The sequence below is a fragment of the Pseudoalteromonas sp. bablab_jr010 genome (genome assembly GCF_016464105.1).
In the GTDB taxonomy this organism is placed as follows: domain Bacteria; phylum Pseudomonadota; class Gammaproteobacteria; order Enterobacterales; family Alteromonadaceae; genus Pseudoalteromonas; species Pseudoalteromonas simplex.
Genome location: NZ_JACDWV010000070.1, coordinates 137,096 through 152,719, shown reverse-complemented (window position 1 = coordinate 152,719; position 15,624 = coordinate 137,096). Strand labels below are relative to the sequence as shown.

Here is a 15,624-nt window from a genome sequence, read left to right as displayed (position 1 = left end):
GGTCGTACCAAAACATTTAATCTTCTTCAGAATTAAATGCCTGTACGACCGTAGCTCAGTTGGTTAGAGCACTAACACTCTCAATGACCCACGCCAAAATCGGTGGTTCGAATCCACTCGGTCGTACCAATTCTTAATGTTCCAAATTTAAAATATTTGTAGCTCAGTTGGTTAGAGCACTACCGCTCTCTATGACCCACGCCAAAATCAGTGGTTCGAATCCACTCGGTCGTACCAATTTATTCAAATTCCTCATAATTTTATTATCCTAAAATCAATATTATACAGTTGAAACTCAGTTGGTTAGAGCACTACCACTCTTATCGGCTCGGTCCAAAGGTCAATAGTTCGAATCCACTCGGTCGTACCAATTCTTAATGTTCCAAATTTAAAACATCTCTAGCTCAGTTGGTTAGAGCACTACCGCTCTCTATGACCCACGCCAAAATCGGTGGTTCGAATCCACTCGGTCGTACCAATACTTAATTTTCCAAATTTAAAATATCTGTAGCTCAGTTGGTTAGAACACTACCGCTCTCTATGACCCACGCCAAATTCGGTGGTTCGAATCCAGTCGGTCGTACCAATTCTTAATGTTCCAAATTTAAAATATGTAGTTCAGTTGTTTAACGCACTACTGCTTCAATCGTTTGCTCTCAGTCTCATACCCTGAATTAACGTTATGAAACTGAGTAGGAGCAGTAAAAAATTTATTAATTGGCGAGTTTCAAACCAATAATGCCAAGGGCGATCAGTAGCAAGCTGGCTATTTTTAATAGACTCACGCCTTCAGCTAATAGTGTCATGCCTATTATTGCTGAGCCAATAACGCCGATACCAACCCAAACCGCATACGCCAAACTAAGTGGTAATGATTTGAGTGCCACACTTAAGCAATAAAAGCTGGCAGCCATGGTTAAGATTGTAAAGAATGAAATGAGGGGTTTTGTGAAACCATCTGATTGTTTTAAGCCATAAGCCCAAGCGACTTCAAGTAAGCCAGCAGCAATAAGTAGGATCCAATTCATGGTCGACCTCTTTATGGGGTCGTCCCCGAATTTAATTTCAACTTTAAGGTCGTCCTCAAAGCGGTGTAGTACATCACTACACACGGCGCAATTTAGCACGCCCAAATTATCAAGGCAACTATAGCCACAAAAAAGCGAGCAATCTGCTCGCTTTTTTATACTTGGCTTTTATTCGTCGCCTATAAACTCACAGTTAGCGACCAATAATCAGTGCGCCACCTTGAGCTAATAAGTTTAAGGTTAACTTGCCACTGTTACTTACTGTGACTTGCATAGTACCAGCGCTGCCATCTTTTTTATCAAACAACAGGGTGATTTTTTTACCCGCTAACATAGGTAAATCAATATCTACTGTTTTGGCTTTACTTTCACCATTCACGGCTGCTACCCACCATGTTTGTTGATGACGCCTTGCGATCGTTGCATCTTGACCCGGCTGACCTGCAATATAGCGTGTTTCATCCCATACCGTTGGCATCGCCTTTAAAGTATCAATAACAAATTGGGGTTGCTCTGCAAGGTTATTTGGCGTCAGGCCAAAATGTTGCACTGGTGATTGATAAAGCACACCTGTTGCCAGTTCAAATGCATCTGTGGTTTTACGAATAGTGCCGACGGTTTGATCTTGCGATAAACGTTTGTTTAAAAACACTGGGGCAAAATCCATAGCGCCAATAGCATTACGAGTGAATGGTAAAATAGTCGCGTTATAGGCATGTAAATCTAACGAATTTTGATGAAAAACAAGGTTCTCCGATGCCAGTACCGCTTCAGAAGTGACGAAGTTAGGATACATTCTTTCCCAGCCACGCGGGATGGTGCTGCCATGAAAGGTGATCACTAAACCATACTGATTTGCATCTGTAAGAATATCTTCATACAGTTTAATGGTTTCTTGTTTATCACCACCAAAAAAGTCTACTTTCAGCCCTTTTACACCAATGCTTTGCAGCCACGCCATTTCATTTCGACGTGCAGGTGCACTGTTCATTCTATTTTGTGGGGTCTGTGGTGCATCATTCCACCAGCCATTTGAGTTGTACCACAAAATAACATCAACGCCCTTTCCATTGGCGTACTTAACCAATTCAGCCATTCTCTCGCGGCCAATGTTTTTATCCCACCAATTGTCGATTAATACATATTCAAAATTTAATGATGCAGCTAAGTCAATAAATTTGATTTGATCATCGTAGTTGATACTTGGGTCTTGCCAAACAATCCAGCTCCATGTTGATCGACCCATTTTATAATTTTGACTTGCTTGATAAAGTGGTTTAACCAAATCAAATGCCACGGTTGATTCAACAATTGGTTTTAAACTTGTTCCTAACGTGATGGTACGCCAAGGTGTGGTTGCTGGCATTGCCATAGCGGCATAAGTTGCACCAATGCCATTGTTTTCACCGGCCTGAGGAAATGAAATACGATATACACCGTCTTTCGTGCCTTCGCTTAATTTTGAGCCAACATAATGACTATCAACACCGGTTTCTGAAATTAATAACCAGCCTTTGTCGCTATTTTTAAATAATGCAGGAAAGGTATAGCCCACGCCGTTCGCTGACGGTGTACCAAGGGCTTCGTTAAAGGTGTAAGGCTCTTCGTAACTTGGTTTTGTTTGCATCCAGCCCGTTTCAGGTAAGGCTTGTGGGCTTATAAATGTAGTTGCATTATCTGGTAGGTTAAAAGCACTGTATTCAGCTAACACCTTGATACGGGTATCTGTTTCAGCTCCCGATATCTGATAACGAAATGCAACATCGCTATCAGACACATTAAACTCGACGCCAAGCATTCTGCCGTCTTGGTTTTCAAATTGCGCTTTGAGTGTATTCGCTGTGTAATTTACGTCACTTACCTTCGCATTATGCAGTTTATAGCTTTTATTGACCGAAGCGGTTGTATGGCTTTTATATTTGAGGCTTTGTGAAAAATCACCTAGGTTGGTATTTAAACCAAGCTTTGATTGCTGCAAAAAAACCTGCTTGCCATAATTTACGCTATAAACAAGCTGGTTTTGTTGTTTTTCGAGTTTTACAGTTATTTGTCCATCAGGGCTTGTAACGCTAAGCGGTAATTGTGCGTGAGCAAGCATAGAGCTTGTGAGAAGTGATATATAGAGACTTAGTTTTATCATTGTTGTTATCCTTAAGCTGTAAAAGCATTAGGTGATACCATAATACAAATGTAAACTTTTTGTCACTCAAGTCTACAACTATAAGCTGTGATCGAAAAATGTACTCCATTCGTTAAATATTGTTACAGTTCCTAGGTTGTATATTTACGGCAAAAGGCTAAGCTTTAGATAAATAACAAAAACTTAAACAATTTATGAAACTATTAACAGTGTTCTTTTTATTCGCCTCATATCAAGCCCTTGCGGGTCTAACACCTGTTAGTTTTGAAAAAAATGGTGAAATCGTCACTGAAGAAGCGGTGCGTTTCAACGGCGGATACGGTTATAACCTAAGTGCCAAACATGTTTTAAAGCTCGTCACTTTAGATTGGCCTCCTTATATTGACGAAAACTTGTGTAACAAGGGCTGGCTCTATCAATTTACTGTCAGCTCACTTCTTGAAAAAGGTTATGGCATACACATTGGTTTCTACCCATGGGCGCGTGCCGTTAGAGAAGCTGAATTAGGGCGCGCTGATATTCTTTTTCCTGAGTACTTCATTGAAGATGATGTTGTATCAGATAATTTTCTTAGTAAAACTCGCAACAATTTACTTGCTTTAAGTCATGAAATACCTGGTGGAGATCTATCATTCGTGGCGTTAAAAGGAAATCAAATCCCTTTCAATGGTGATTTAAAATCAGTTGAGAATTTACCTATTGGTGTAGTCCGCTCTTATAAAAACACAAAAAAACTCGATGCTATGATTGATAATAAAGAAATCGATACAATCGTCGCAAATAATGAATACCAGTTAATCCATCTTCTACTAAGTAATCGAGTAAGTCTGATTGTGGCGGACCTTGAAGTTCTTAAAGCCAGTGTTTATAAGTCTGAATTATCAATTAGCGGCAAACGACAAATTTTAGAATCACTGGTCGCGCTAGAACCAAAGCTTGAATACAAACCGCTTTATTATTCTATTAGTAAATCAACGCCGCACTGGCAAAAAGTTTTACAAGATTTAAATGATGAAATTGAACTGATGCAACAAAGCGGCAAGTTTGATGAATATATTGAAGAAATGAAACAACAGTGCTACGGATCAGACAAAGCGGCGTAACCGCCGCTTTATTTTGATTATATCAGTACGCGATTGAGTACTACTCGGGCACTCTAACCCAGCCTTCCATCAACACACGCGCACTTCGGCTCATACTTGCTTTAGTGACTTGCCAATTGCCATCAACAAGTGTTGCAGCAGCGCCGACTTTTAAAGTGCCAGAAGGATGACCAAAGTTTACCTCTTGTCGCTCACCACCGCCTGCCGCAAGATTTACTAAAGTTCCAGGTATGGCAGCTGCAGTACCTATTGCTACCGCAGCCGTGCCCATCATAGCATGGTGCAATTTACCCATCGACATAGCACGTACCACTAAATCAATATCTGTACCACTGACAACTTTACCGCTTGATGCGTGATACGTTTTAGCAGGTGCTACCCAAGCTACTTTTGGCGTATGTTGGCGTGCCTTTGCTTCATCAATATGAGAAATTAGCCCCATTTTCAACGCCCCATAGGCGCGAATTGTTTCTAATTTTTCAAGTGCCGATGCGTCACCATTTATGGCTTCTTGAAGCTCTGTGCCATCGTAGCCAACTTCACTGGCGTTAATGAAAACTGTAGGAATACCCGCATTGATCATCGTTGCAGACAACATACCAATACCCGGCACTTCTAGCTCATCGACTAAGTTACCTGTTGGGAATAAGGCCCCTTCGCCATCTGCAGGGTCCATAAATTCAAGTTTTACTTCAGCGGCTGGAAAGGTCACGCCATCAAGCTCAAAATCACCGGTTTCTTGCACTTCGCCGTTAGTAATTGGCACATGTACTATAATGGTTTTACTAATATTGACTTGCCAAACTTTAACTTCGACAACGCCGTTGTCTAGAATTTTGCTGGCATCAACAAGGCCGTTCGACACAGCAAAGGCTCCGACTGCAGAAGTTAAATTTCCGCAGTTACCACTCCAATCAACAAATGCTTTATCAATAGCTACTTGACCAAATAAATAATCAACATCGTGATCAGGTTTCGCGCTTTTTGATAATATTACCGTCTTACTGGTGCTTGAGGTTGCACCGCCCATACCATCAGTTTGTTTTTGGTAAGGATCGGGGCTACCAATCACACGTAACAACAGGTTATCGCGCGCCTCACCTGCCACCTGGGCAGGCTCAGGTAAGTCAGTTAAGTTAAAGAAAACCCCTTTACTGGTGCCGCCACGCATATAGGTCGCTGGCACCTTAATTTGTGGTTTAAACGCCATCGCTTAGTGCTCCTCAGATTCTAAAAAATCTTGCGCGAAACGTTGCAGTACACCACCCGCTGAATAAATTGACACTTCTTCAGCGGTATCTAAACGACACGTCATTGGTACTTCAACGGTTTCACCATTGGCACGAGTAATTACTAATGTCAGTGTTGCGCCTGGTGTTGGCTCACCTTTGACACTAAAACTCTCACTACCATCAATACCTAGCGTAGTTCGTGTCGTGCCTGCTTTAAACTCAAGCGGTAATACGCCCATACCAATTAAGTTAGTGCGGTGAATACGCTCAAAGCCTTCTGCTGCAATCACTTGAACACCAGCTAGGCGAACACCTTTTGCAGCCCAGTCACGTGACGAACCTTGACCATAATCGGCACCAGCTACAATGATAAGCGGTTGTTTGCGCTGCATGTAGGTTTCGATAGCTTCCCACATACGCGTCACTTTGCCTTCTGGTTCAATGCGAGCATATGAACCTTGCTTCACTTCACCATTTTCTTTAACCATTTCATTCAATAACTTAGGGTTAGCGAATGTAGCACGCTGTGCTGTTAAATGGTCACCTCGGTGAGTAGCATAGGAGTTAAAATCTTCTTCTGGGAGACCCATTTTAGCCAGGTATTCACCAGCAGCACTTGACGCTAAAATCGCATTCGAAGGTGATAAGTGATCAGTAGTGATGTTGTCGCCCAACACAGCTAATGCACGCATATCACTAAGAGAGCGTTCACCCGCTAATGCGCCTTCCCAATAAGGAGGACGACGAATATAGGTACTTTGTGGACGCCATTGGTAAAGTGGATCGTTGTCTTCACCGTAATCTACACTTAAGTCAAACATTGGCTCGTAAACCTTTTTAAATTGTTCAGGTTTAACACTTTGTTTGATCACCGCATCAATTTCTTCATCTGTTGGCCATAAATCCATAAGGCGAATTTCGTTACCTTGTTGATCATGCCCTAATACATCTTTTTCGATATCAAAACGAATAGTACCGGCGATAGCATAAGCAACAACCAGCGGCGGTGAAGCTAAGAATGCTTGTTTAGCATAAGGGTGAATACGGCCATCGAAGTTACGGTTACCCGACAGTACAGCGGTTGCGTATAGGTCGCGGTCAATCACTTCTTGCTGAATTTTAGGATCAAGCGCACCACTCATGCCGTTACAGGTTGTACACGCAAAGGCAACAATACCAAAGCCAAGTTGCTCAAGCTCAGGTAACAAATTAGCTTCTTCTAAATAAGACTTAACCGCTTTAGAACCCGGTGCCAGTGATGTTTTAACCCATGGCTTACGAGTTAACCCTTTAGCGTTAGCATTACGCGCAAGTAAACCTGCGGCAATAACATTGCGTGGATTACTAGTATTCGTACAACTTGTGATTGCAGCAATTATACAGGCACCATCTGGCATTAAGCCTTCTTCATTCTCAACAACGCCAGTGATACCCGCTTTATCAAGATCGCTAGTTGCAACACGGCGATGTGGATTCGAAGGGCCCGCAATATTGCGACCAACTGATGATAGATCAAAGGTTAACACACGCTCATATTCAGCCGTTTTAAGGCTATCACTCCAAAGGCCAGTCTCTTTTGCGTAAGTTTCGACGAGTTTAACTTGCTCTTCTTCACGGCCAGTTAAACGTAGGTAATCAAGTGTGTTGTCATCAATGTAAAACATCGCAGCTGTTGCGCCAAACTCCGGCGTCATATTAGAAATAGTTGCTCTATCGCCTAATGTAAGTGCATCGGCACCTTCGCCATAAAACTCAAGGTAGGTCGATACAACTCTTTCATTACGTAAAAATTCGGTGATCGATAATACGATATCGGTTGCAGTAATACCCGGTTGTGGCTTGCCTTTAAGCTCGACACCCACAATATCAGGTAAACGCATGTAAGATGCACGGCCAAGCATCACGCTTTCAGCTTCAAGACCACCTACACCGACTGCAATAACACCTAATGCATCGACCATAGGTGTGTGGCTATCTGTACCAACTAATGTATCTGGGAATGCCACGCCGTCACGTTTTTGGATCACAGGCGACATTTTCTCTAAATTGATTTGATGCATTATGCCGTTACCCGGCGGGATCACATCAATATTTTTAAATGCTGTTTTCGTCCAATTAATAAAGTGGAATCGGTCATCGTTACGACGGTCTTCAATAGCACGATTTTTTTCAAATGCGTCAGGTTCAAAACCTGCGTGTTCAACCGCTAATGAGTGGTCAACAATTAACTGAGTTGGTACCACGGGGTTTACTTTTGCAGGATCGCCGCCTTTTGCAGCAATGGCATCACGTAGGCCTGCTAAATCAACTAACGCTGTTTGACCTAAGATATCGTGACACACAACGCGCGCAGGAAACCATGGAAAATCTAAATCACGCTTGCGGTCAATCAATTGCGACAATGCATCATTTAGCATTTCAGGGTCACAACGACGAACTATGTTTTCGGCAAGTACTCGCGATGTATAAGGAAGTGTGGCATAGCTGCCCGGTTTAATTGCATCAACAGCAGCGCGCGTATCAAAGTAATCGACGCCGGTGCCTGCTAATGGTTTTCTAAAATTTGTATTCATGATGATTCTACTTGTACTTGGTGACGGTGAACAATGGTGGGCTGATTGTTTTTGTATTTATTTCGCCCCTTCATAAAGGGGCAGCCAAGCCACCCCTATCACTGATTTAATTAACGATTAACGCTCAGAAATTGGCGTGTAGCTACGCGCTTCTGGGCCAGTATAATCGGCACTTGGGCGAATAATACGGTTATTAGCACGTTGCTCTTTCACGTGTGCTGTCCAACCTGTTACACGGCTCATCACGAAAATTGGCGTAAATAACTTAGTTGGGATACCCATGAAGTGATACGCAGATGCATGGAAGAAATCAGCATTACAGAATAATTTCTTTTCACGCCACATAACTTCTTCACATCGAACAGATACAGGATATAGAACATCGTCACCCACTTCTGCAGCCAGCTTTTCTGACCATTTTTTGATGATCACGTTACGTGGATCTGATTCACGGTAAATAGCGTGACCAAAGCCCATGATCTTGTCTTTACGCTCAAGCATGCCCATCAGCGCATCTTCAGCTTGGTCTGCACTTGTAAAGCCTTCAATCATATCCATAGCCGCTTCGTTCGCACCACCATGAAGTGGACCACGTAAGCTACCAATTGCACCCGTTACACAAGAGTGAATATCAGACAATGTTGATGCACACACACGCGCAGTGAATGTTGATGCATTAAACTCATGCTCTGCATAAAGAATTAAAGACACATTCATTACTTGCTCAAACAGTGCTGATGGTGCTTCGTCATGTAATAAACGTAAGAAGTGTGCACCTACCGAATCATCATCTGTTTCAGTTTCAATACGAACGCCGTCATGGCTAAAACGATACCAGTAACAAATAATGCTTGGGAATACGGCAACCATGCGGTCAATCGCATCATTCGCCTCTGAGAAGTCTTGCTCCATTTCTAGGTTACCTAGCATTGAACAACCCGTACGCATTACATCCATTGGATGCGCGTCTTTAGGAATGTTCTCAAGCACTGTTTTAAGTGCATCTGGTAAACCACGTAGTGATTTTAGCTTTGCTTTATATTCAGTCAGCTCAGACTCTGTTGGTAATTCACCGCGCGACAGCAAAAAAGACACTTCTTCAAACTGCGCTTTATCTGCTAATTCACTAATATCATAACCACAATAAGTTAAACCTGAACCTGACTTACCTACTGTACACAGAGCTGTTTCACCTGCTACTTGACCACGTAAACCTGCGCCGCCTAATGCTTTATCTACCATGAGTGTTCTCCTTATATGTTGTCGTTATGATTTTTTAGCTGAGAAAAGGTTATCGAGTGTGTTTTCATATGAGTGATAATCTAAAAACTCATATAATTCTGCACGTGTTTGCATATTGTCTACTTGGCTTTGTTGCGAGCCTTCGCTAAGAATAGACGAATACACATTAAGTGCGGCTTTGTTCATCGCTCTAAATGCACTAAGTGGATAAAGTACAATTTCAACACCCACTTCGCTCAATTGCTCAGTTGTATAAAGCGGTGTTTGGCCAAATTCAGTGATATTCGCAAGAATTGGCACATTTAAAGCTTTAGCAAACGCTTGGTAATCTGCTAAATCATGTACCGCTTCTGCAAAGATCGCATCTGCGCCAGCTTCAACACACGCTGCTGCGCGGTCAATCGCGGCATTTAAGCCTTCTTTTTGGAATGCATCAGTACGCGCCATAATATAAAAATCACTGTCTGTTTTGGCATCAACCGCCGCTTTAATACGGTCAACCATTTCATCTTTAGACACGATCTCTTTATTAGGACGGTGACCACAACGTTTTTGTGCTACTTGGTCTTCAATATGGAAGCCCGCTGCGCCTGCTTTGGTCATTTCTTTAACGGTACGAGCAATATTAAAAGCACCGCCCCAACCTGTGTCAGCATCAACAAGAAGCGGTAAGTCGGTAGCGCTGGTGATTCGACGAATATCTTCAAGTACGTTATCAAGGCTAGTCATACCTAAATCTGGCATGCCGTATGATGCGTTAGCAACACCCGCACCTGAGAGGTAAAGTGCTTGGTGGCCTGTTTTCTCTGCCATCATTGCGCAGTACGCGTTGACGGTGCCAACCACTTGCAATGGCTTGTTGTTGGCGATTGCCTGTTTGAATTTTAATCCTGCTGACATTGGATAACTCCTATCTTTGAACGGTTTCAGCTCTTTGGCTAACTCTATTTTTTAAATCTAAATTGTGACTGTTTAACTACGGCGCTACTGATTTTTTGCTGCGAGTAAGTCAAACTTCGTCTGAATATTTGCCTGAGACGCACTGATATGGCGCTTCATAAGCATTTCGGCTAATTCACCGTCATGGTTTTCAATGGCATTAATAATAGCCAAGTGTTCATCAAACGCTTTTGATACACGTGGCCCAACCATCCCCATTTGTACACGGTACATACGAATTAACTGGTACAACTCATTACATAACAGATGAATTAAGTGTGCGTTTTTCGACCCTTTAATAATGCGATAATGAAAATCAAGGTCGCCCGCTTCTTGGTAGTATGATTCACCTTCTTTTACACGCTGTGTTTGTAAGTGCTGATTCAATAACTGTTTTAAACCCTGTACTTCTTCAGGTTCCATGTTGTCGGCAGCTAACCGACAAGCTAGCCCTTCTAAGGCACTACGAACCTGATAGACTTCGATTAAACGCTCGGCGGTTAGCGCAACAACACGACAACCGACATTTGCTTTACGCTCTACCAAATAACAGCTCTCTAAACGATTTAGTGCCTCACGTAAGGTGGCACGGCTTACACCATAGCGTTTAGCAAGTTCTGGCTCAGAAACTTTGCTACCCTGCTCGATGGTGCCTTGGACAATTTCACGACGCATGTCGACAAACACTTGGTCTGATGCTGTTGTTATCGTGATATCGTTGTAGTTATCGTTGGCTTTTTGCTCTGTCATAATAGGTCTATCAAAGTACTAAATTAAGATTGTCGACAATTTGTGAGTTCACTATGCGCCCTATCATTGAAACTGTCAACCTTGAGATCGGAAAAACAGGCTAAAAAACCAGCGAAATGTCGACATAAATTGATATTTATCAAAAATAATGGCTATAAAGAACATTTATATTAGCAATGTGTCGACACTTCAATCTCACTGTTAAAAAGCTAAAAATATCCCCTGATAGCGCTATAAATGGTATGATCCAGCTATTATTACGTGATGTGAGAGCCATTTAGTGGACGCTAATACATATATTCCTGACTCATTTATTGATGATGTAAAAAGCTACCTTCCTGAACATTTATCATTAGACGACTTTATTGCAGCCTGTCGCCGCCCACTAAGACGATCTGTTCGCGTAAATACATTAAAAATGTCAGTCGATGAATTTCAGCGTCAATGTGCCAAAAAAGGATGGGAGTTAACAGCAATTCCATGGTGCGAAGAAGGGTTCTGGCTAACACGACCAAGCGACGAAGAAGCCGCCCTTGCAATCGGTAATACCGATTTACATTTAAGTGGTGCTATGTATGTGCAAGAAGCCAGCTCAATGTTACCGCCGGTAGCACTAAGAGCCGAAGTTAAGCAAAGCGATGCAGTACTTGATATGGCATCGGCACCGGGTTCAAAAACATCACAAATTGCCGCCATGATGGATAATAGTGGCGTGTTAGTGGCCAATGAGTTGTCATCGTCACGCTTAAAAGTATTGGCTGCAACCCTCAAACGTATGGGTGTGGGTAATTGTGCATTATCACATTTTGACGGTGTGATATTCGGGGACTACATGTATGAGTGCTTCGACAGCATTTTGCTAGATGCCCCGTGTTCAGGTGAAGGCACGGTTCGTAAAGATGCAGACGCCCTAAAGAATTGGTCAATCGAATCTAATATTGATATTGCTGCTGTGCAAAAAGCCCTTATCAAAAGTGCCTTTTATGCCTTAAAACCAGGCGGCACATTAGTCTATTCGACCTGTACTTTAACACCCCTTGAAAACCAACAAGTGTGTGAGTATCTATTAGCAGAGTTCCCTGATTGCATCGAAGTACAACCGCTCGACAGCCTGTTTGATGGCGCAGACAAAGCGACAACCAGTGAAGGTTATTTACATGTTTGGCCGCAAACTTACGACAGTGAAGGTTTCTTCATCGCTAAATTTAAGAAAGTAGCATCAAGCGATAACCCAAATCAAAAAGTTAAAAAAGGCGCATTTCCGTTTGCTGAATTTGATAAAAAGCAAAGCCAAGCGTTTATGCAAACAATTAAAAAACAGTTCGGTCTAAAATCACTTCAAGGCACCTTAATGCAACGTGATAAAGAGCTTTGGTTGTTTCCTGATGGCTTTGATGAACTGCATGATAAAATTAAATACTCACGTTTAGGTATTCAACTTGGTGTGATCCACAAAGGCGGTGTTCGCTTAACTCACGAGTTTGCCACTGTCTTTGGCCAAGATTGCGATAAAAATACCTTTGAGATGTCTGCTTGCCAAGCAAACGATTACTTTAACGGTAAAGATATTAGGCTCGAAAAACCAACGCAAGATAATGGTGAAGTAGTTTTAATGTTATGTGGTTGTCCGGTAGGCCTAGGTAAGTGGCAAAAGAATAAAATTAAGAACTCATTACCTCGTGATTTGGTCCAAAATGCCCAGTTGATAACTTGGGTATAAGTTGCGCATAAAGACTGTATAAATAAGGCGCTAATTTAGGTAAAAAGCTGTAACAGACTGATTTTAAACCAGTATAAAATTTGTACATTTACCGTGCAATTTCCTGTTGATTAACTACACTTAAAAGTACTTTCTACTTCTCCCTACTGAATTTAGAAGGTGTTTTTTTTATAGTTAGCGCAGGCTCACACGAGCCACCCCCTAAGCCCAGAACAATGCGGATTCGTTCTGGGCGTTTTTTTATTCTAATGTATTCGATTAATTATCGTTTAAATCGAATTCAGTTATTTGGTTATCAGCGTGAATAAGTTCATATTTAGCAAGTAAACCGTCATTGAGCTCAATTAAGCTGATAGCCGCATTACTGACCAAATACTTTTGTCCTTCGCCTTTGGTTTGATGTTTATCAACTTCCATTTGCCAACGTTTAGTGAAAAAGTTAAGTGGGCTTTTCGGGGCATATAAAATTGAGTCGAGTTTATCGAGTACATTAATAAGTTTGCGTGGGAACTCATTTTTAATACCACTGGCAGTCAACTGCCAAATTCGGTTTTTATGTTTACCAAAGCGCTTTTGCACTGAAAAACAAAATGAATAATGGACATCACCAGAGAGGATCAAGGTTTCTTTTGGTGTATCTTCACGGCGAAAAGTATCTAGCAGTTTTTTAGCAGAACCTTCATGGGCCATCCAGTTTTCAACATCAACCAACAATGGCTGCCCGCAAAAATTAAAAATAGCTTGGATTGCTTCAATCGATTTAACACCAAACACCGGTGCTGGAGATACAATAATCACTTTATCGTGAGACAATAAGCTTTCTTCTAATTCAGTGAGCCTTTCCCAATCAAGTAAGCCTGATGGTTCATTGAAATTTTGCTCATTACGCCAGCGATGGGTTCGGGTATCGAGAACCACAACTTTGGGGATGGTATTAAGCTCGTAATGCCAATGGTTAAAATTGAGTATTAGCTTATCAAAGTCTTTAAAATGCCAGCTCTGTTGTTGCAGGCTTTGTTTAAAACTGGGTAATAAAGACAAAGTGTTATCACCGGCATCATTACCAATCCCTTGCATTAACCAATAACTAATCAGGCCATTATTTACAATACGACGGCTAGCTGGGTGCTGATAAATAGCTTGCTCCCACCCTGCTGTTAAGTTCCAATCATCGGTGACATCATGATCATCAAACATCATTAGTGTCGACACATTGGCGAATAACCTTTCAACACTCTGAAGGCCATTTGCAAAGCCAACCAGTGCGTCCTTTTCAAGTTTAAATAGGTTAGCGTATTTAGGGGCTAATGCTGGGCATTCAATTGATTCAAACTCAATTAGCTGCCAAGTAACAGCACTGAAGTTTAATAAATATAGCGCTATAAATTCTTGAAAATGAATTAAATGGTTTTCAGCTTTTAAGCTTGAGAAGTGTGGCTCATCTTTTTTAAGCCAATAACCAACACCAAATTTGCTCCGTTTTTGCCAAGGTACTTTGGGTAAGTGTAAATGGCGCTGATAAAGTTGCTGCTCGAACCCTGCTGGTAAATCTAAATCAAGCGCTGGCTCTTGAAATACACCAAATAGACTAATCACTTTTTCAATCGCGAGCAGCATAGGCCCTGCGACATCATCCGCATATATTTGATCGCCAGATAACAATAATAGATCAGCACCTGCATTAAGTGACTGGCGCTGATCATTTTGCCAATTATCTGCAGCTACAAGGCTATCTTTTGCAGGATGATGAGGGTTACGACACGAACCATGCAGAATTCTATCGAGTCGATTTGGGATCACAAATGCAGGAGATTCTGCACGTTCATAGCAATAAGACGATAAATCAAGGCTTTTTTCTTCATCATGTAATGAATAGTAGATCAGTGAGTCAACTGCAAACTGGCCATTGACAGGCATGACATTGATGAAATTTAAGTAAAGATGTTGCCCTAATTGGATGGACTCTAAGTTCGAGTATGTTTCAACTCCGCTAAACTCAATTCGGTAGTGGCAAGGCCTAGTTGTAACAAATTGAAAGCACACTCGCCCTGCATCTGCTCGGCGTACCATTGGCCCCATTACTAACTGAGGTAAGTTCGATACGCCGTCCACTATTATGCCCTTTTAGCTTGATTAAACAACGAATAAAAGTTGTTAGTTGTTGCTTCAGCTAATTCGTTAAAAGTAAGCCCTTTTAACTCAGCGATGTAGTAAGCCACATCTTCAACATAGGCTGGTTGATTTGTTTTACCACGATATGGAACAGGCGCTAAATACGGTGAATCTGTTTCGATTAGTAAGCGATCTAGCGGAATTTGCTTTACAACGTCTTTTAACTCTACGGCATTTTTAAACGTAACAATGCCCGAAATCGAAATATAAAAGCCCATATCAATGGCTTTTTTGGCCATATCCCAGTTTTCTGTAAAGCAATGCAATACACCACCACACTTCTCGGCATTGTGAGCGCGCATTAAGTTGATGGTGTCTTCTCTGGCATCTCGTGTATGAATGATTAGCGGTTTATTGAGCTCATTAGCAACCTCGATATGACCAACAAAGCTTTCTTGCTGAACAATATGGGTCTCTTTTGAGTAATAGTAATCAAGACCCGTTTCGCCAATTGCCACCACTTTGTCGTGGCTTGCATGTGAAATAAGCTTTTGCTTATCGAGTGCGTCTTTTTGATCAAGTGGATGCACACCGCATGATGCAGAAACATCTGGATAGTGTTTAATTTTATCCAGCATACTTGGGAATTGATCTAAAGTTACGCTTACACATAAAAAGTGTTCTACTTTCTTAGCGCGAGCGTTTTCAAGTACTTGGTCTAAATTAAGGTCGAGTTTATCGAAATCAAGCCTGTCTAAATGACAATGAGAATCTACAATCATGGT

At 41.8% G+C, this 15,624-nt stretch carries 11 protein-coding genes and 1 tRNA gene; 3 read left to right on the top strand and 9 right to left on the bottom strand.

The annotated features are described in order from the left end of the window. The first annotated feature begins 44 nt into the window (after positions 1–44). Positions 45–129 (top strand) — tRNA-OTHER (locus tag JIG37_RS06180). A gap of 584 nt (positions 130–713) precedes the next feature. Here the strand turns inward: JIG37_RS06180 and JIG37_RS06175 are convergent. After that, entirely contained in the window at positions 714–1,028 is a 315-nt protein-coding gene (locus JIG37_RS06175; RefSeq protein WP_054554730.1) for a multidrug efflux SMR transporter, read from the bottom strand. 193 nt (positions 1,029–1,221) lie between these two features. Continuing rightward, on the bottom strand, positions 1,222–3,168 hold the full coding sequence (locus JIG37_RS06170; protein WP_199528960.1) for a glycoside hydrolase family 97 protein: 1,947 nt from the start codon (positions 3,166–3,168) through the stop codon (positions 1,222–1,224). Positions 3,169–3,377: 209 nt separating this feature from the next. On the opposite strand from JIG37_RS06170, the gene JIG37_RS06165 reads away from it, so the two are divergent. Then, positions 3,378–4,271, top strand: coding sequence for a transporter substrate-binding domain-containing protein (locus JIG37_RS06165; RefSeq protein ID WP_249364138.1), 894 nt, complete (start codon positions 3,378–3,380; stop codon positions 4,269–4,271). Between the two features lie 40 nt (positions 4,272–4,311). Here the strand turns inward: JIG37_RS06165 and prpF are convergent, their stop codons facing one another. The 5 genes from prpF to JIG37_RS06140 form a co-directional block, all read right to left on the bottom strand. Then, a complete protein-coding gene (gene prpF / locus JIG37_RS06160; RefSeq protein ID WP_138619735.1) occupies positions 4,312–5,481 on the bottom strand; it encodes a 2-methylaconitate cis-trans isomerase PrpF in 1,170 nt (389 codons plus the stop codon). A 3-nt stretch (positions 5,482–5,484) separates the two neighbouring features. Beyond that, entirely contained in the window at positions 5,485–8,076 is a 2,592-nt protein-coding gene (gene acnD / locus JIG37_RS06155) for a Fe/S-dependent 2-methylisocitrate dehydratase AcnD (RefSeq protein WP_199528959.1), read from the bottom strand. 117 nt (positions 8,077–8,193) lie between these two features. Then, positions 8,194–9,318: a 2-methylcitrate synthase gene (prpC, locus tag JIG37_RS06150; protein ID WP_138600115.1), complete on the bottom strand. Its 1,125-nt coding sequence runs from the start codon at positions 9,316–9,318 to the stop codon at positions 8,194–8,196. A gap of 24 nt (positions 9,319–9,342) precedes the next feature. After that, positions 9,343–10,218 (bottom strand): methylisocitrate lyase, encoded by an 876-nt coding sequence (gene prpB / locus JIG37_RS06145; protein WP_054554724.1) that lies wholly within the window; start codon positions 10,216–10,218, stop codon positions 9,343–9,345. Positions 10,219–10,302: 84 nt separating this feature from the next. Next, positions 10,303–11,007, bottom strand: coding sequence for a GntR family transcriptional regulator (locus tag JIG37_RS06140; protein WP_138619737.1), 705 nt, complete (start codon positions 11,005–11,007; stop codon positions 10,303–10,305). A 280-nt stretch (positions 11,008–11,287) separates the two neighbouring features. Here JIG37_RS06140 and rsmF point away from each other — a divergent pair, with 280 nt between their 5' ends. Then, positions 11,288–12,727, top strand: a complete 1,440-nt coding sequence (gene rsmF / locus JIG37_RS06135) for a 16S rRNA (cytosine(1407)-C(5))-methyltransferase RsmF (protein ID WP_138619738.1) — start codon at positions 11,288–11,290, stop codon at positions 12,725–12,727. 258 nt (positions 12,728–12,985) lie between these two features. Here the strand turns inward: rsmF and JIG37_RS06130 are convergent, their stop codons facing one another. Both JIG37_RS06130 and JIG37_RS06125 read right to left on the bottom strand, forming a co-directional pair. Beyond that, positions 12,986–14,806, bottom strand: coding sequence for an alkaline phosphatase D family protein (locus JIG37_RS06130; RefSeq protein WP_138619748.1), 1,821 nt, complete (start codon positions 14,804–14,806; stop codon positions 12,986–12,988). A 35-nt stretch (positions 14,807–14,841) separates the two neighbouring features. Then, complete coding sequence (locus tag JIG37_RS06125) at positions 14,842–15,621, bottom strand: YchF/TatD family DNA exonuclease (protein ID WP_138619739.1); 780 nt, start codon at positions 15,619–15,621, stop codon at positions 14,842–14,844. Between the last annotated feature and the right edge of the window lie 3 nt (positions 15,622–15,624).

Coding starts and splice junctions, on each gene's coding strand:
- JIG37_RS06175 (WP_054554730.1), bottom strand. CDS start 1,028: ATGAATTGGATCCTACTTATTGCTGCTGGCTTACTTGAAGTCGCTTGG.
- JIG37_RS06170 (WP_199528960.1), bottom strand. CDS start 3,168: ATGATAAAACTAAGTCTCTATATATCACTTCTCACAAGCTCTATGCTT.
- prpF (WP_138619735.1), bottom strand. CDS start 5,481: ATGGCGTTTAAACCACAAATTAAGGTGCCAGCGACCTATATGCGTGGC.
- acnD (WP_199528959.1), bottom strand. CDS start 8,076: ATGAATACAAATTTTAGAAAACCATTAGCAGGCACCGGCGTCGATTAC.
- prpC (WP_138600115.1), bottom strand. CDS start 9,318: ATGGTAGATAAAGCATTAGGCGGCGCAGGTTTACGTGGTCAAGTAGCA.
- prpB (WP_054554724.1), bottom strand. CDS start 10,218: ATGTCAGCAGGATTAAAATTCAAACAGGCAATCGCCAACAACAAGCCA.
- JIG37_RS06140 (WP_138619737.1), bottom strand. CDS start 11,007: ATGACAGAGCAAAAAGCCAACGATAACTACAACGATATCACGATAACA.
- JIG37_RS06130 (WP_138619748.1), bottom strand. CDS start 14,806: ATGGGGCCAATGGTACGCCGAGCAGATGCAGGGCGAGTGTGCTTTCAA.
- JIG37_RS06125 (WP_138619739.1), bottom strand. CDS start 15,621: ATGATTGTAGATTCTCATTGTCATTTAGACAGGCTTGATTTCGATAAA.